This is a genomic window from Streptomyces aureoversilis, assembly GCF_042657885.1.
In the GTDB taxonomy this organism is placed as follows: domain Bacteria; phylum Actinomycetota; class Actinomycetes; order Streptomycetales; family Streptomycetaceae; genus Streptomyces; species Streptomyces aureoversilis.
This window is the reverse complement of the sequence record NZ_JBHSKJ010000014.1, coordinates 18,824-36,601: the sequence shown is the minus strand read 5'-3', so window position 1 is coordinate 36,601 and position 17,778 is coordinate 18,824. Positions and strand designations below refer to the sequence as shown.

The following is a 17,778-nucleotide window of genomic DNA, read 5'->3' as shown; positions in this document are numbered from 1 at the left end:
TATTCGCTGAGAGGGAGTGACCGGATGAGCAGCAATCCCTTCGAGGACCCCGACGCCACATACCTGGTTCTGGTCAACGACGAGGGACAGCATTCGCTGTGGCCCTCATTCGCCGACGTCCCGGCGGGCTGGCGGACCGTCCTCGAGGAGACCGGTCGCGAGGCGGCACTCGAGTACGTCGACACCCACTGGACCGACATGCGCCCCAAGAGCCTCGTCCAGGCCATGGAGGGCCCCGGCGCATCCTGACACGCGCCCGGTGGGGCCGGGGGGGACCCGGCCTCGCCGGCTAGGCCCCGTCCACCGGTGGCGGCAGTTCGGCGAGCGCCTTGAGCTGCTCCGCTGTCATCTCCGCCGGGATCGGCACCGGAGGCGCCGTCCGCAGTGGCGGGATCCAGCCGGTCGCCGCCTCCCAGCGGCGTACGACCTTCGCCGGGGCGCCCGCGACCACCGCGTGGTCGGGGACCTCCCCGCGGACGACGGAGCCCGCGGCGACCACCACGTTCCGGCCGAGGCGGGCGCCGGGCAGTATCACCGCGCCGGTGCCCAGCCAGCTGCCGGAGCCTATGGAGACGGGCGCGCTGCGCGGCCACTGCCTGCCGATGGGCTGGTGCGGGTCGTCGTAGGAGTGGTTGTCGCTGGTGACGTAGACGTACGGGCCGCAGAAGACGTCGTCGCCGAAGGTCACCGGCTGCGAGGCCACGACGTGGCTGCCCCGGCCGAGGACGACGCCGTTGCCCAGCCGGAGCACGGGGTCGGGCCCGAGGTCGAGGCCGGGCATCATCCCGGCGGTGAGGGTGACCTGCTCGCCGATGATGCAGTGGTCGCCCAGCTCGATCCAGCGCTCGCCGAAGACCGTGCCGAGCGGGAAGGCCAGCCTGGTCGCCGGACCGATCCGGCGGAAGCGGTACGGGCCCGGCCGCTCGGCGGTCACCGCACCCGCCTCCTGGACCCACCGCCAGCCGCGGTGGACCGCGCGGGACGCGGCACGACGCCCCCACGCCCGCAGGGCGGCGGAGGCGTCGGAAGAGAACGTGTTCCGGTTCTTCGGCACCCGGACACGGTAATCGGCCGGGTGCCGGCCGGCCGCCGGGGTGACCTGTGATCTTCACCCCACCGGCCGGCCGGACCGATCACCCTCCGAGGGCCGCCCGGACCTCGTCGCGCAGCAGCTCGACGTAGTCGCGCGTCCAGCCCTCGACGGTCTCCCGGTCCCACAGGTCGGACGAGTACTCGGCCATCCCCGCTAGCACGTCGCCCGCCGGGACGAGCCCGAAGGTGAGCTCCGCCCGGGAGGCCGCGGGCGCGAGGTCCTCGACGGCCACGGTCAGCCCCGGCATCTCGATGTCGGTGTCCAGCGAGCTCTGGTACGCGAAGCCCACCGCGAGCCGGTCCGGCATGTCCACCCCCTCCCGCTGCATGAGGGGGGCGAGGCGCCGCGGCGGCAGGAGCTCGTCGATGCACTCCACGGACGTACGGGCGACCCGGTCCGTCAGCGCGGCGAAGGACGCCGCCTCGCCGTCGCGCACCCGCAGCGCGAACCCGGAGGTCGTGCAGGCCACGAGCGACTCGAACTCGCGCCGCTCCCGGTTGGCGTAGGAGATGCTGAACACGACGTCGGACTGGCCGGACTTCCGGGCCATCAGCCGGCCCAGCGCCGCCACGGTGACCACGTAGGGCGTCGTGCCCCTGCTGCGCGCCAGGCGCTCCACGTCCGCGCGCACGTCGGCGGGCACCGTGAACATCACGGCGCCGCCCCGCCCGCTCGCCTTCTCCGGTCGCGGCCGGTCCAGCGGGAGGTCGATGCCGAACGGCACGCCGTCCAGCTCCCGCCGCCAGAACTCCAGTTTGCGCTCGTCGGCGGCCGGGTCGGCGTGCTCGCGCTGCCAGCGCGCGTACGCGCCCGGCTGCAGCGGCTCGGGTGCCAGCCCGTCGGGCAGGCCCTTCGCGGCGGCGCCGTAGAGCGCGGCCAGCTCCTTCAGCACCAGGCTGACGGCCCACCCGTCGCACACCGCGTGGTGCAGGACGAACAGCAGCACCCAGGTGCGCTCACCGGCCCGCAGCAGACGCAGCCTCGGCCCCGCTCCGGCGGCGAGGTCGAACGGCGCCTCGGCGGCCTCGGCGGCGATCCGCTCCAGACCCGCCTCGCGCTCCCCCGCGGGCAGCCCGCTCAGGTCCTCGACGGGCAGGTCGACGGGCCCGGCGGGCAGCATCTCCTGCTGCCAGTCGTCGTCGCCCGCCGGGACGATGCGGGTGCGCAGGCCCTCGTGCCGCGCGACGAGCCCGGTCAGGGCGGTGCGCAGCGCCGCCACGTCCAGGTCGCCGGTGAGGGTCAGGCGCATGGCGACGTTGAACACCTGCGGGAGGGGGTGGCCGAGCTGGCCCGTGGCGAAGCGGATCTGCTGCTCGGTGGCGGGGGCCCGGTGCTCCACGGCGTCACCGAAGACCACTCCCGCGTCCGCGTCCTCCTGCGACGAGGGTGATCCGGACAGGAAGGCCGCCATGGCCCGCAGGGTCGGCTCCTCGTAGAAGCGCACCATCGGGTACTCGGTGCCGAACTCCTCGCGGGCCCGGTTGACCAGCCGGATCGCGGTGATGGAGTGGCCGCCGAGGTCGAAGAACGAGGCGTCGGGGGCGATGGCGCCGGCGTCGGTGCCGAACTCCGCGGCCCACAGGGCGCGCAGCCGCCGCTCGACGTCGTTCCGGGGCGCGGGCGCTGCGGATGCAGAGGGCACGGCCGGAGCGGCAGGGGTCGCGGCAGCGGATGCGGCCGGTGCTGCGGTGACGAGGTCCGGAGCCGGCAGGCCCGCGCGGTCCAGCTTGCCCGCCGCCGTCACCGGCAGCGCGGCCAGGACCGTCCAGGCGCGCGGCACGAGGTACTCGGGCAGGCGCTCGGCCAGGGCGTCGGCCATGAGGTCGGCGAACGCCTGCCGGTCGTCGGCCCCGTCCCCCACCGGGTCGGCGGGGACGGCGAAGGCGGCGAGGTACGCCTCGCCCCGGCCGTTGCGGCGCGCCAGGACGACGGCCTCGCGCACCCCGTCCAGGGCGTTGAGCGCGCGGGAGACCTCCTCCGGCTCGACGCGGTAGCCGCGGATCTTCACCTGGTCGTCGGTGCGGCCGCGGAACTGCAGCCTGCCGTCGGCGGTCCAGCGCACGAGGTCGCCCGTGCGGTAGAGCCGGGCGTCCGGGCCGCCGTCGGGGTCGGGCAGGAAGCGTCCTGCGGAGGCCTCGGGCCGGTTCAGGTAGCCGCGGGCCACGCCCGGTCCGCCGACGTACAGCTCCCCCGCCCCGCCGACCGGGACCGGCGCGCCGGACTCGTCCAGGACGCGCAGGCGCACGTTGTCGACGGGGCGGCCGATCGCGATCTCCTCGCCGCCGGCCTGCGGGCCGGGGTCGACCGTCCCGACGGTGCACAGCACGGTGACCTCGGTGGGCCCGTAGACGTTGACGACCTCGTACGGCGTGCCGGGGCGCGGCCGGGTGCGCATCACGTCACCGCCCAGGAGCAGGTGGCGCAGCGGCGGCTGGTCGTCCGGCGCGAGCTGCAGCACGGTCTCGCCGAGGGCCGTCGGCAGGATGGTGAAGGTGACGCCCTGAGCGGCGTACCAGCGGGCGAGCGCGAGCGGGTCCTTGCGGACGGCGTCGCCGGCGACGGCGACCGAGGCCCCCGCGGTCAGCGCCGGCCAGATCTCCATGACGGAGGCGTCGAAGCTCTGGCTGCAGACGACGGCGCTGCGGTCGGCGGCGGTGAAGCCGAAGCGGCGGTGCTGCCACGCGCACAGGTCGGTGACGGCGCCGTGCGGCACGGCGACGCCCTTGGGCGTACCGGTGCTGCCCGACGTGTAGATGACGTAGCAGAGGGACTCGCCGTCCACGGCGGGCGCCACAGGTGCCGTGCCGTCCGCGGTGCCGGCCGGGACGTCGTCGGGGGTGACGACGGTGACGCCGGCCGGAAGGCGGAGGTCCGCAGCCCGGTCGTGCGTGGACACCAGGGTGCGGGCGCCGGACTCGGCGAGCACCGTCTCGGCGCGGTAGCGGCCCAGTGCGGGGTCCAGGGGCACGTACGCGCGGCCGGTCTTGAGCGCCGCGAGCATGGCGACGACGAGGTCGGCGGAGCGCGGCAGCCACAGGGCGACGGGGGCGCCGTCGCCGCCCCGCTCCCGCAGCACGGCGGCCAGCCGCTCGGCCCGCTCCTCCAGCCCGCGGTAGGTCAGGACGGTGGCGCCGTCGATCACGGCGGTGGCGTCGGGCGCCGCCGCGGCCTGCCGGGCGACCAGTTCGTGGACGGTGCCGGTCGCCACCGGCCGCACCGGTCCGTTCTGCCATGCGGCCGGTACGGGGTCGCCGGGGGCGGCCGTCGCGGCGAGCCGGGACAGCGGGGCCTCCGGCGCCTCGACGGCGGCCGCGAGCAGGTCCCGGAAGGTGCCGAAGAACCGCTCGGCCGTCTCCGGGTCGAACAGGTCGGTGTTGTACTCCAGGTGGCAGCGGATGCCCTGCGGCTGGTCCGTGAAGTAGACGGTGAAGTCCGTCAGGGCCTTGTCCGGGCCCGCGTCCAGCGGCGTGGCCCGCACCCCGGGCAGCTCGAAGCGGAACGGCTCGCTGCTCTGGAACTCGGCGAGGACCTGGAAGACGGGGGTGCGGTCCAGGACGCGCGGCGGCGCGAGCTCGCGCACCACTGCCTCGAAGGGCACGCCCGCGTGGTCGTACGCGTCGAGGGCGCGGCCGCGCACCCGGTCCAGGAGCGCCGCGAAGGACGGGTCGCCGGAGAGGTCGAAGCGCAGGGCCAGGGTGTTGACGAAGAACCCGAGCAGGTCCTCGGCGTGCTGCGGCCGGTCCGAGATCGGGGTGCCGATGACGATGTCGTCCTGCCCGGTGACCCGGTGCAGCATGGCCACGTAGCCGGCGAGCAGGGTCATGAACAGCGTGCCGCGGCGGGCCCGGCTCAGCTCCCGCAGCCGCGTGGAGAGCTCCGGGTCCAGGGTGCGGAAGACGGCCCGGCCGTTGGACGTCATCACCGCCGGGCGCGGCCGGTCGGTGGGCAGGTTCAGGGCGGGCAGGCCGCCGCCGAGCGTCTCGCGCCAGTAGGCCAGGTCCGCTGCGGCCTCCGGCCCCTCCAGGGCGGCGGCCTGCTCGCGGGCGTGCTCGGCGTAGCTCCATGTCAGCTCGGGCAGGCCGAGCTCGGTGCCGTCGCGCCAGGCACGGTAGAGGGCGGACAGGTCCCGGGTCAGGACGGTCGCGGAGGCCGCGTCGACCACGATGTGGTGGAGGGACAGCACGAGGACGTGCGCGTCGTCGGCCAGCTTCACCAGCCGCGTGACGAACAGGGGCCCTTCCGCGAGGTCGAAGCGGCGGGCGCTCTCGGCCGCCAGGACCTCCTGCACCGCCGCCTCGCCCCGCCCCGTGCCGTCCACGACGGCGAAGTCGGGCTCGGCGGGGGCCCGTACGACCTGGCGCGGCTCGTTGCCGGTCTCCCGGAAGACGGTGCGCAGGCCTTCGTGGCGCGCCACCAGGCCGCGCAGCGCCGCGCGCAGGGCCGCCACGTCGAGGGGGCCGTCGAGCCGGATCGCCTTGGTCTCGTTGTAGGCGGTGCGGCCCGGCAGCATGCGCTCCAGGAACCAGATCCGCTGCTGGCCCGGCGAGAGCGGGGCGTCCGCGGGGGCGTCCGCGGGAGCGGGGACGGGCGCGGGGGTGAGGAGTGCGGCGGGCACGAGCGCCGGGGCCGGCGCCTGGGCCCCGCCCTCCGTCCCGGCCCCGGTACCGGCCGGGACCTGGCGGTGGCGGCGGCGCAGCGCGTCGATGTGGGTGAGGCTCGCCCGCAGTTCGTCCGGCGCGACGCCGAAGTCCACGAGCGAGACGATCTCGTCGGCGCCGGCCGCGGTCACCGTGTGCACCACGGACGAGACGCTGTCGACCGTGCCGATCAGCGCCCGCTGGTCGCAGTAGCGGTCGTACGCGCGGCGGAACACCACGTCGAGGTCGTCCTCGCTGAGCGAGGAGAGGTCCACGTTGTGCCCGAGGCTGTTGGTGACACCGCCGAACAGCGACAGGGACGCCCGCATGTAGCGCGACAGGGGTTCGTACGCCTCGGCCCGCGCGACGTCGTGACGGCCGGCGAGGTAGGTGTGCATCAGGACGGCCACGCGCCCGGCGGCCGGGTCCAGGCCGTGCTGCTCGCGGGTGCGGCGGTACAGCGCGACGTTCTCCGCGAGCTGTTCGACGCTCTGCGTCATCAGGTTGGTGACGACGCCGAGGTCGTGGCGGGCCGCCAGCTCGAACGAGGCCGGGTTGCCGACCACGGCGGTGTACATGGGCGGGGCGTCCTGGACGGGCCGCGGGAAGAGCCGCACGTCGGCCTCGCCGTCACCGGTGGTCCGGCGCAGCGCCTCGCCCCGCCAGAACCGCCGCACCTGCTCCAGCTGCTCGTACATCGCCTCCTTGTGCCGGCCGAAGCGCTCGGGGAAGAAGACGAAGTCGTTGGCGTGCCAGCCGCTGGCGATGCCGATGCCGACGCGGCCCCCGGAGAGGTTGTCCACCATCGACCACTCCTCCGCGACCCGGATCGGGTCGTGGATCGGCAGGACGACGGACCCGGCGTTGAGCCGGATGCGCGAGGTCTCCCGGGACAGGGCGGCGGCGAGCACGGCGGGGTTGGGAAAGAGCCCGCCGAAGGAGTGGAAGTGCCGCTCGGGCATCCACAGCGCGTGGAACCCGTTCCGGTCCGCGAACCGCGCGGTCTCCAGGAGCAGCTCGTACTTGCCCACGCGGGGTGCGGCGCCGGCGCCGGCGTCCTGCGGGTAGTCGCCGAAGAAGTAGACGCTGAAGTCGGGCGTACGGGGGGCTGCCTGCGGTGCGGCCGGTGCGGGGGTTGCCTGCGGCGCGGCCGGGGCGGAGGTTGCCTGCGGCGCGGCCGGGGCGGAGGTTCCCTGCGGCGCGGCCGGGGCGACGGCCGCGGCCGTGTTCCAGGCCATGGCGGCGACGCGCCGCCCGGGCCCGCGGGGCCCGTCGCCGGCGGAGTCCGCCTGCGGGCCGGGCCCGCCCGCCTCGTGCGGGCTTGAGGCCCGCTCCTGGCCGGGCCCGCCCAGCCCCTCAAGGCCGGGGACCTGCCCCGTGGCGGGCCGGCCCGTCTCCTGCGGGCCGGAAACCCGCTCCCGGCCGGGCTCTCCCGCCGCCTGCAGGACGGAAACCTTCCCCTCGCCGGGGACGCTCGGCTCCAGCGGACCGGAATCCCCTTCCTTTTCATGCCCGTTGGGGGCACCCCCAGCGGTAGCTGGGGGAGATTGAGGACCGGGGTCCGGGGCGGAGCCCCGGGGCGGTGCGGCCGGCTCCGGGGCCTTCGCGGCTACGGTGACCAGGTCCGCCAAGGACGCCCCACCCGCCGCAGGCGCCGCGCGGTGGGCGCCCGGAAAGAACCCCGCACCCCGAAGCTCCCGCAGGGAACCCTTCACCGCGTCCGCGATGAACTCGAGGTCGCCGTCCGAGTGCGCGGTGGAGAGGAAGAAGTTCCGCCACTCCCACACGTGCACACCGCGCAGCATCAGGTGGTGGTACAGGAGCTCCATGTCCGCACGGTGGTCGAAGCGGAACTGCGAGCCGAAGTGACTCATCCGCAGCGGGAACTCCTCCGCCTCGAAGAAGGCGTTGAGCCCCGCGGCCAGCTCGCCGGTGCGGGCGTTGAGCCGCTCCTGCAGCAGCGGGCTGTGCTCCTTGAGGTGTGTGAGGACGGCGCGCGCGGCGACCATCGACACCGGGTGCTGGATGTACGTGCCGCCGAAGAACGTGGTGTCCGCGGGCGGGTAGCTGTTGTCGCCGTACGACCAGTAGCCGCCGTCGACGCCGTCCATGATGTCGGCGCGGCCGGCGATGGCCCCGATGGGGAAGCCGCCGCCGAGCAGCTTGCCGTAGGTGGCGAGGTCGGGCGTGACGCCGTACAGCTCCTGGGCGCCGCGGAGCGCGGGGCGGAAGCCGGTCAGCATCTCGTCGAACATGAGGATGATGCCGAGGCGGGCGGTCAGCTCGCGCAGCTTCCGTACGAACTCGACGGGCTGCAGCTCGGGGTGCCGGCTCTGCACGGGCTCGATGATGACCGCGGCGATGTCGCCGGCCTGCTGCGCGATGGCCTCCAGGGAGGCGTCGCCGCCGTACTCCAGGACGATCAGGTCCGAGACGGCGCTGTCCGGGATGCCGCGGGAGACGGGCACGGTGACCCGGGCCCCTGGGCCGCCCGAGGAGCGGCCGAGGACGGTGTCGGCGTGGCCGTGGTACGCGCCGAGGAAGGTGACGATCTTGTTGCGGCCGGTGGCGGAGCGGGCGAGGCGGATCGCCGCGGAGTTCGCCTCCGTGCCGGAGTTGGCGAACGCCACGCGCTCCATGCCCGTCATGCCGGCCAGCAGCTCGGCGGCTTCGCCGGTCTCCGCGTTGCGGGGGCCGAGCTGGATGCCGCGGCCGAGGTGCTCGCGCACCGCCTCGCTGACGAAGGCCGGCTCGTGCCCGAAGAGGAGCACGCCGAAGCCCATGGTGATGTCGACGTACTCGTTGCCGTCGACGTCCTGCAGGCGGGCGCCGCTCGCCCGGCGGCCCGCGATGGGGTAGAGCATCTCCTTCGTGCCGCTGCGGAAGCCCACGACGGCGCGGCTGTCGGCGAGGACCCGGCGGTAGCGCTGGGCGATCTGCTTGGAGGTGGGCGTCTTGGCGGTGTAGCGGCGCACGAGGTCGTCGAGGTGGTCCTGCTGGGAGCGCGGGGCACCGCCCTGGACCATGCCGGAGGCGCGCGAGACGGTCACCCAGGGGCCGTGGACGCGGCGCGGCGCGGCGGCCTGCTCCGCGGCCGCCGCCTCACCCGTGGCCGCCGTCCCGCCCGCGGTCGCCGGTGCCTCCGCGACGGGCGGCTTGCCCGGGGCCACCGGGTCTGCGGTGATCGCCGGCGTTCCCGTGGCGGGCGCCTGGCCCGACACCGCCGGATGCTCCACGCCTGCCGGCGCTGCCCCGACCGGCGGCCTGTCCGTGCCCGCCGGTTTCTCCGTGCCCGGCACCCTCCCGTCCGGAGGACTCCCCGCCGGTCCGCCGCCGATCTGCTCGGCGATGCGCCGCGAGAGCTCGGTCATGGCGGCGAGGTCCTGTTCGAGCGCCGCGGAGGCGGCGTCCAGGCCGGTCACTGGGCCACCTTGCCGTTGAGGCGGACCGTCGCGGCGGCGGTCTGCAGGGACAGCAACTGGGAGAGCTGGGACATCATCTGCAGCTGTATCTGCGATATCTGCTGCAGCTTGTGGGCGAGGTCCTCCAGCTCCCGGCGCGTGGCGTACTCGGATGCGGGGGCCGCAGGGGCGGCGGGGGCCGCGGGAACGGCAGGTGCGGGCGCGGCGGGCCACTGCGCGGCGGCAGGCTGCGGCGCGACCGGCTGCTCCACCACAGGCGCCACGGGCTGTACGGGCTGTACGGGCGGAACCGGCGCCACAGGCGCCACAGGTGGCGCGGCCTGCGCCGCAGCGGGCGCGGCCGCCCCGGGGGCCTGCCCCGGCATCCGGCCGGCGATGAGCTCCGCGAGCCGCAGCGGCGTCCCGGTCTCCTCGAACAGCTCCCGCATCGAGACCTTGACCTGGTGCTCCTGCTCCAGCTCGCGCAGCACGCTGATCATCTGCAGCGAGTCGGCGCCGAGGTCGAAGAAGGAGGTGTCCCCGGTGATGGCCTCCGGGTCGTGGCCGAGATGCCGGGCGGTGGACTCGATGATGCTTCGGACGACCCGCTCGACCGCTGCCTCGTGCTCTACCACTGTGGCTCCATATGTCGCTGGTGTTCCGGTACGTACGGCCGTCAACTCCGGCCCTGTCCAGTAGTCCTTGTGCTGGAATCGGTATCCCGGCAGCGGGATCCTGCGGCCGCCGCAGCCGGTGAGCAGCGGCCGCCAGTCCAGGTCCGCGCCCGCGCAGTGCAGGCCCGCCGCCGTGCCCCACAGCGTGCCGAGGCCGGTGCCGCGGCGGAGCGAGGGCAGCGCGGGCACTCCGGGCAGGGCCCGGCGGGCCAGGCCGCTGAGGGTGGTGTGCGGGCCGATCTCGACCAGTGCCGCGGGCGCCGTCCCGCCGATCGTGCGCAGCGCCTCGTCGAAGCGGACGGGCTCCCGGGTGTGCCGCAGGAAGTACGCGGTGTCCGGGGTCCAGCCGGGCGGGCGGACGGTGCCGTCGAGCCCGCTGACGAAGGGGATCGCCGTCGGCCGGAACGTGACCGCGCCGAGCACCGCCCGGAAGTCCTCCAGCATCGGGTCCATGAGGGCGGTGTGGAAGGCGCGGTCGACGGGCAGGCGTTCGCCCGGCGTGCCGCGCGCTTCCAGCAGCGCGCACACCCGGTCCACGGCGGCCGCGGGCCCGGCGAGCACGTGGGAACGCTCGCCGTTGGCCACGGACAGCTCGGCGCCGGGGACTTCGGCCGCCAGGGCGAGGGCCTCTTCGCGGGTGAGCGGTACGGCCGCCATCGCGCCGGGGGCGCAGAGCCGCTGCATCAGCCGGCCGCGCCCGGCGGTCAGCCGCAGGCCGTCCTCCAGCGAGAGCGCTCCGGCGGCGTGCAGGGCCGCGTACTCGCCGACACTGTGCCCGGTGACGGCCGCGGGGGTGACGCCGGTGTCCTGCCACAGCCTCGTCAGGGCGCACTGCAGGGCGAACAGGGCGGGCTGGGCGGTGTCGGTGGGCCAGGGGGAGCCGTCGCCCGTGGAGCCGTCTCCCGTGGAGCCAGGTCCGCCGAGCAGCCCGTCGAGCAGGGTGCCCCCGGTGAGGTCGCGGAAATGGCGCTCGCAGGCGTCGAGGACGTCGCGTACGGCGGGGAAGCGCTCGTACAACTCCGCGGCCATGCCCCGGTACGGGCTGGCCTGCCCGGTGAAGAGGAAGGCGGCGCCGGCGGCGCCTTCGCGCGGCGCCGTCCCGGTCGTCACGGCCGCGGTGCCCGTGCCGGCGAGCCAGGCGTCGAGGGCGTCGGCGAGCGCGGCCGGGGTGGTACCGCGGGCGGCGAGCCGGTGACGGTGGTGGGTGCGGCCGAGCGCGGCGGTGGTGACGAGGTCGGCCTGCGGGGTCCCGGGGCGCTGCCGCAGCGCGTCGCGGAAGGCGCGGGCGTTGGCGGCCAGCGCCTCCTCGCTGCTGCCGGAGACCAGGAGGACGTCCGGCGGGGCTACGGCGGCGGCCGGCCGGGGCGCGGGCTCGGGCTCGGGGGCCTGTTCGAGGACGAAGTGGACGTTGGTGCCGCCGATGCCGAGCGAGGTCAGGCCCGCGCGGCGCGGGTGGTCCCCCTCCGGCCAGGGCACGGCCGTGCCGGGGATGTAGAACGGGCTGCCCTCCAGGGCGAGCAGCGGGTTGGGCGTGGTGAAGTTCGCCATCGGCGGGACGACGCCGTGCTTCAGGACGAGCAGCGTCTTGATCAGGCCGGCCAGGCCGGAGGCCACGTCGAGGTGGCCGATGTTGGCCTTGGTCGAGCCGAGGGCGCAGTAGTGGGTCCGGTCGGTGTCCTGGCGGTAGGCGGCCGCGGCGCCGTCGAACTCGATCGGGTCGCCCTTGAGGGTGCCCGTGCCGTGGGTCTCCAGGTAGCCGATGGTGTCCGCGCCGACGCCCGCCCGCTCCAGGGCCCGGCGGATGGCGGCGCACTGGCCGCCGGCGCTGGGGGCGGTGTACGCCTTCTTGTCCGCACCGTCGTTGGTGACGCCCCAGCCGCGGATGACGCCGTGGACGGTGTCGCCGTCGGCGAGGGCGCGGTCGAGCCGCTTGAGGACGACGGCGGCGACACCGGTGCCGCCGACGGTGCCGTCCGCGCCCGCGTCGAAGGCGCGCAGCCGGCCGGACTTGGAGAGGATGGAGCCCTTGACGTACCGGTAGCCCAGCACCTGCGGCACGTGGACGGCCGCCGCGCCGGCGAGGGCGATGTCGCAGTCCTCCGCGAGCAGCGCCTGCGCGGCCGTCTGCACCGCCACGAGCGAACTGGAGCAGGCGGTCTGGACGTTGACGGCGGGCCCGGTCAGGCCGAGCCGGTAGGCGGCGCGGGTCGCGGTGAAGTCCGGGGCGTTGCCGGTCACGATCTGCATGCCCGTCATCCAGTTGTCGGCGGGCACGCTCGGCAGGACGTGGTTGAGGAGGTAGGTCTCCAGCGTGTAGAGGTGGTAGCCCGTGGTGGCGTAGACGCCCACCCTGGTGCCGTCGCGCTCTCCCGGGTATCCCGCGTTCTCCAGGGCGTGCTGGGCGCACTCCAGGAACATGCGCTGCTGCGGGTCGGTGAGCCGCGCCTCGCGGGCGCTCATCCCGAAGTGCTGGGCGTCGAAGCCGGTGAGGTCGTCCAGGATGCCGGAGGCGCCGACGAAGTCGGGGGCCTCGTAGTGCTCGGCGGGCACCCCGGCCGCGGCGAGCTCCTCGTCGGTGAAGCGGGTGATGCAGTCCGTCCCCTCGCGGACGACGCGCCAGAGCTCCTCGGGGGTGTCCGCTCCCGGTAACCGGAAGGCCAGTCCGATGACGGCGATGCCCTGACCGGCGCCTTCGTGGTGTGTGGATGTCATGAGCTGCGGCCTTCCGCCGTCTTTACGTCCGTCGATGCGTCGTCCGTCGCGTGGTCAGCCGATGCGCCCGCTGATACGTCCGTCGTGGCACCCTTCGATACGTCCCGCGCATCCCGTACATCCCGTACATCCTGATCACCGGCCGGCCCGTCCTCCCTCCGCGTGAGCCTGCCGCCGCGCCTGAGGAGCAGAGCGAGCAGGGCGACGCACAGGGCGATGGCCAGGCCGTGGAAGGCGGCCACCACCTGCAGCGGCGAGAACGACTCCAGCAGGGCCGCGCTGACGATCATGCCGAGGCCGAACCCGGTGTTCTCGGCCGAGGCGGACAGCCCGAAGAGCCGGCCGCGCCGGGCGTCGGGGGCGGCCTGGAGCCGGGAGATGTACACGATCTCCGTGAACCCGTCGGCCATGCCGGCCACGAGCGCGGCGATGATGGCCGGAACGGTGGGCAGACCGGCGAAGACCACGATGAACGCCGCCGACATCACGCACGCCCCGAGCGCGAACGCCCGCTCCCCCGGGGTGCGGCCGGTCTTCTTCGTGACCCGGCCGAACAGCTGCTGCGCGACGATGTTGCCGATGGCCCAGGTGGCCCAGAACTGGCTGATGAACGTCGCCGGGTGGCCCGGGTCGAGGCTGTCCGAGTAGATGGGCAGGGCCACGTTGTGGGACGAGGAACCCAGCCCGTCGACGGCCCGGACGGCAATCATCACCGCGAGCAGGGGCGCCGTGCGCAGCAGCATCCGGGCGAAGCCGCTCGCGGCGCCGCCCTGCTCCTGTTCGGCGCCCGCCTGCGCCGCCGGGTCCTCCGCGGCCGCCCGGGTCCGTACGGGCAGCAGGAACAGGACGGTCGCGGAGATCACGAAGGTCGCGGCGTCCAGCGCGAACGCCGCGGAGTAGCCGAGCTGCGCCACGACCAGGCCGGACGACGCGAAGCCCGCGATCATGGCGAGCGAGCGGCCGGTGACGAGCAGGCCGTTGGCGCGGGCCCGGTGCTCGGCGCCGACGATCTCCGGCACGCTGCTGCGCAGGGCGACCTGGGAGAGCGTCGAGCAGAACCCGGTGATCACCGCAAGGCCGAAGAGCAGCCCGACCCGGGCCCCGTCGGGCGCGAGCAGCAGGGCGATCAGGGCCAGGGCCTGGGTGAGGTCGGCGCCCACCATGAGCCGCTTGCGGTCGCAGGTCGAGACGAGACGCCCGGCCACGAAGCCCGAGAGCACGTTGGTGACCAGGCGGACGGCCATGAAGAGGCCGGCGGTGAGCGCGCTGCCGGTGACGTGGTAGATGAAGACGTTCAGCGCCACCATGTTCAAGTAGCTGCCGTACGCCGAGATTCCGTTTCCGACGACGAGCAGACGGAAGTGCCCCATGCGCGGTCCCCCTCCGCTCGCTCCGGGTTGCGTCGACGCCGCGGTCGGCGGCGCACGCTCTCACACTCGCCCTGTTCGAAGCGGCGCTGGAGCCACGGAAGTTGGGGACTTGACAGTCGTCTTACCTGTGATTAAGGGGCCATTGACCGGTTGGCCAGTATTTTTTGCTTGCTTTTAGCCGAGTTCGTGGTTAGATCCATTCAAAAGCGTCGCGCGGGGGGAAGGAACTTCACCCGCGGCCGGCCGCGGGCCACCCATGCCGCGCGGCTCCGCCTGCCCCATGGAGAACCGATGCCCGGCCTCAGCGTCCAGACGGGACCGCCGCGCCTTTCGCCTCGCGAGCGGCAGGTGCTGGCCCACATCGGGGCGGGGCTCACCTACCACCAGACGGCCAGGCGGCTCGGTATCAGCGTCCACACCGTCGGCACCTACCTCCGCCGCATCCGCGCCAAACGCCCCGCGCCGACGCTGGCGGATCTCGTACGCCTCAGCATCAGCCAGGACGCGGGCTGAGCGACCGCGGGCAACACGGAGAGCGCGGCAGCGCGAAAGCGCGGACGGACGCAAAAAGCCCCCGGACCCTCTGCAGGGCCCGGGGGCTTCGGCGAGGCTCCGGGGAGCCCCGAGGTCACCCGGCGATCAGTCGGCGGCCCGGACCGGCTCCGGCTGAGCGGCGGCGGCGGGATCGGCGGCGTGGGCGGCCTCGGCCTTCTTGGCCTTGATCCGCATCACGACGAACGAGCCCAGACCGAAGAGCAGAGCGGCCACCAGACCCAGCCAGGAGAACTTCTTCAGCCACTCCTCGGCCACCTTGCCGACGGAGTAGATCACGGCGACGGTGCCGCCGGCCCAGACGATGCCGCCGAGCACGTTGGCGATCAGGAACTTCCAGTACGGCATCTTCAGCACGCCCGCGAGCGGGCCCGCGAAGATCCGCAGCAGAGCAATGAAGCGGCCGACGAAGACCGCCCACATGCCCCACTTCTGGAAGGACCGCTCGGCGGTGGCCACGTGGTGCGGGCCGAAGTGCTTGGGGAACTTCCGGCCGAGCCACTCCAGCAGCGGCTTGCCGCCCTTGCGGCCGATCATGTAGCCGATGGAATCGCCGACGATGGCGCCCGTGATGGCACACGCCGCCAGAACGTACGGGTTGATGTGGTCCTGGGTGGCGGCCAGCAGCGTGGCACTGACGAGGACGATCTCACCGGGGAGCGGAATACCCAGGCTCTCCAGTCCGATGACCCCGCCCACCAAGAGGTAGACGGCGATCGCCGGTACCGTTTCGAGCCACTCCTGGATGTGCAACGCCGGTTCCTCCCGTTAAGACCTGCTTCCCGCCGTGCGCCGATGCGGCGCACGGCGGGAAGCCTACTTGAGGTAAGGACTCACTGAGCGGCTCGGAGGTTGAGCTGAGGCCGCGCGTTGCCGGGCGAGATGGCTCACACCGTTCCGCACCGCCGCCCCGCGGTCGCGGCTACGGCTGCGCGAGCCCCATGGCCATGAAGTGGAACGACAGGGGCTTCCAGGTGCCCACCGGGCTCGCGGTGCAGATCGTGGCCGACGTCGCGGAGACACCGCCGATCGTGACGCTCACCGACGGACTCGCCAGCGTCGCGGTGGCCACGACGACCGGCGCCGTGGTGAAGGGCTTGGCGAACGTGATCGTGACGGTCGAGGTCGAGGTCGGGTTCGGTGACAGCTTCGCGGTGAAGCCGGAGCCGACGACGACAGCTCCGTCGGACCGGACGATTCCGTACACCCGCTGTTCCACCGGCCGCGGACCGCCGACGCGGAAGCTGAGCTTCGCCGCGGTGGCGCCGATGGTGAGGCCGTCCGTGACGCTGCGGTCGCCCGGTGCGGCGTTCGGCAGAGCCTGGACGTTCACGGAGTAGAAGCCCTCCGGCTTGTTGCCGATGGCCTCGGCCTTGAAGCGCACGAGCCGTCCGTCGGGGTCACGGCTCTCGATGGGCAGGGGGCGGTTGATGCCGGCGTCCAGGTTCATGAAGCGGATCTCGCCGGTGGGCGGGAAGACCAGGCCGTCGGGGAGCTTCACCTGGATGATCTCGCCGGGGCCGACCGGGTTGCCGTCGACGTAGACCTCGATCGCGAACGAGGCGTTCGCCCCGGGCTGCAGGACCTGCGGGATCGGGTTGCCCTGGTTGATGTGGAAGGCCATGTCTCTGCTTCCTCTTCTCTCGGTTTCTCTTGGTGTCTCTCGGTGAGCGGTCACCCGTCGGTGACAGGTGCCTCGTGCGGGAGCCGGACGCCCGGGGTGACCCGGTGGTAGGCCGCGAGTTGCGCGGCGGCGATCCGGTCCCAGTCCAGGTGGGCCACCGTCGGCGGCCCCTTCGCGCCCAGCGCCGCGCAGCGGGCCGGGTCGCGGGTGAGCGCGGCCAGGGCGGCCGCGTAGGCGTGGAGGTCGCCGGGCGGGACGCGTACGCCCACGTCGTCGGTGACCAGGTCGCGCAGGCGGGGGATGTCGAAGGCCAGTACGGGGGTGCCGGTGGCCAGCGCCTCGGCGGCGACCATGCCGAAGGTCTCCCGGCGGCTGGGCACGCAGGCCAGGCGGGCCGAGGCCAGCAGGTCGAAGCGGGCCGGGCCGTCGACGCGTCCCAGCCACCGGACGCGGTCGGCGATGCCGAGCCCGGCGGCCAGGGCGCGGGCGGCGTCGGCGTGCGGCCCGTCGCCGGCGATGTGCAGGGCGGCGGTGGTGTGCGGGGCGGCGAGGGCGTAGGCGCGCAGCAGCAGGTCCAGGCCCTTCGAAGTCGTCTCCAGGCGGCCCAGGTAGAGCACGTGGTCGGCCCGCTCGACGCGCGGCCGGGTGAACGCTGCCCGGTCGACGCCGTTGGGGATCACTTCCACGTGCGCGGCCGGGTTGCGCCGGCCCAGCTCGGCGCCGAGGTCGTCGCTGACGGCGAGCAGCGTGGTGTGGGAGGCGAGCCCGCGCCGCTCGACGGCGCCGAAGGGCAGGTGGAACTCGCGGGCCTTGTCCGCCGCGAACAGCCACTGCACCAGCCCGACGACGGGCCTGCGGGTCAGGTGGGGGACGCAGACGGACGAGAACGGGGCGGCGAAGTCCTCCACCACGACGTCCGGCTCGTACCGGCGTGTCAGCCGCCCCAGCCGGGTGACGACGACCGCGAAGTAGGCGATCTGGGAGGCGAAGCGGCTGCGGGCCAACGGGCCCGGGTGCGCGGGCAGGAGTACGTACCGCACGCCGTCGCGGACGGTCTCCGTGGCGCCGGGCCAGGGCGCGACGACGACGGTCACGTCGACGCCGCGCGCGGCCAGCCGCCGGTTGACCTCGTGCGTACGGACCGAGCCGCCGCCCGCGCCGGGCCGCCGGGGGTCCTCGAAGCCCAGGTGGAGCACGCGGTACGGGCCTGGCCGGCGGGGACGGGTGCGAGCCGCCGGGCCCGCAGCGCCCAGCACCGCGAGCGCCCCGAGCGCCCACAGCACGGGGTGCGGCCGCAGGGCGAGCAGCACGCAGCAGGCCATGGCCCCCGCGGCGAGCGGGCCGGCGGCCCCCGCGGCCGGGCCGAGGCCGGGGACCCGGCGCCGCGCGCGCCCCACCGTCACCACCGCGGCAGCACAGGTCACGGCGGCCGAGCACCAGGCCAGGGCCAGGGGGCGGGCGGCCGTGAGCGCGTAGCCGGCGCCCCCGGCCAGGCAGGCGAGACCCAGCGGCACGACCACCCGCCGGGCCGGGCCCCAGGCCTGGAACACGACGCTCGCCAGGGCGATCGTGGCGCCCGCGAACCCGGCCAGTGCGAGCGGGAGCAGAAGGGCGGCCGAGGCGGTGTAGTGCCGGGGCAGGACGAGCCCGGTCAGCGCGCCGGGGCAGGTGGCGATGGTGACGGTGACGGCGGTGCCGGTGATCCAGTGCAGCCG

9 protein-coding genes are annotated in these 17,778 nt (G+C 74.4%); 2 read left to right on the top strand and 7 right to left on the bottom strand.

The genetic code is table 11. The annotated features are described in order from the left end of the window. The first annotated feature begins 24 nt into the window (after positions 1-24). Positions 25-249, top strand: coding sequence for an MbtH family protein (locus tag ACFPP6_RS23645; RefSeq protein WP_382045748.1), 225 nt, complete (start codon positions 25-27; stop codon positions 247-249). 40 nt (positions 250-289) lie between these two features. Here ACFPP6_RS23645 and ACFPP6_RS23640 read toward each other — a convergent pair whose 3' ends face one another. The 4 genes from ACFPP6_RS23640 to ACFPP6_RS23625 form a co-directional block, all read right to left on the bottom strand. After that, the gene (locus ACFPP6_RS23640; RefSeq protein ID WP_382045745.1) at positions 290-1,054 is read right to left on the bottom strand and encodes an acyltransferase; all 765 of its coding nucleotides are present in this window, start codon (positions 1,052-1,054) and stop codon (positions 290-292) included. Between the two features lie 79 nt (positions 1,055-1,133). Continuing rightward, positions 1,134-9,152 (bottom strand): MupA/Atu3671 family FMN-dependent luciferase-like monooxygenase, encoded by an 8,019-nt coding sequence (locus ACFPP6_RS23635; protein WP_382045742.1) that lies wholly within the window; start codon positions 9,150-9,152, stop codon positions 1,134-1,136. Then, positions 9,149-12,517, bottom strand: coding sequence for a type I polyketide synthase (locus ACFPP6_RS23630; protein WP_382045739.1), 3,369 nt, complete (start codon positions 12,515-12,517; stop codon positions 9,149-9,151). The genes ACFPP6_RS23635 and ACFPP6_RS23630 overlap by 4 nt, the downstream gene beginning before the upstream one ends. Continuing rightward, positions 12,514-13,887, bottom strand: a complete 1,374-nt coding sequence (locus ACFPP6_RS23625; RefSeq protein ID WP_382045737.1) for an MFS transporter — start codon at positions 13,885-13,887, stop codon at positions 12,514-12,516. The genes ACFPP6_RS23630 and ACFPP6_RS23625 overlap by 4 nt, the downstream gene beginning before the upstream one ends. Before the next feature lie 291 nt (positions 13,888-14,178). On the opposite strand from ACFPP6_RS23625, the gene ACFPP6_RS23620 reads away from it, so the two are divergent. Continuing rightward, entirely contained in the window at positions 14,179-14,400 is a 222-nt protein-coding gene (locus tag ACFPP6_RS23620; RefSeq protein ID WP_058041396.1) for a response regulator transcription factor, read from the top strand. Between the two features lie 126 nt (positions 14,401-14,526). On the opposite strand, the gene ACFPP6_RS23615 is transcribed toward ACFPP6_RS23620, so the two are convergent. From ACFPP6_RS23615 to ACFPP6_RS23605, 3 genes are all read right to left on the bottom strand, one after another. Beyond that, positions 14,527-15,192 carry a DedA family protein gene (locus tag ACFPP6_RS23615; protein ID WP_382045734.1) on the bottom strand — a complete coding sequence of 222 codons (666 nt, stop codon included), beginning with the start codon at positions 15,190-15,192 and terminating at the stop codon, positions 14,527-14,529. 169 nt (positions 15,193-15,361) lie between these two features. Beyond that, a complete protein-coding gene (locus ACFPP6_RS23610) occupies positions 15,362-16,063 on the bottom strand; it encodes a hypothetical protein (RefSeq protein ID WP_382045730.1) in 702 nt (233 codons plus the stop codon). A gap of 50 nt (positions 16,064-16,113) precedes the next feature. Further along, positions 16,114-17,385, bottom strand: coding sequence for a glycosyltransferase family 4 protein (locus ACFPP6_RS23605; protein ID WP_382046207.1), 1,272 nt, complete (start codon positions 17,383-17,385; stop codon positions 16,114-16,116). Between the last annotated feature and the right edge of the window lie 393 nt (positions 17,386-17,778).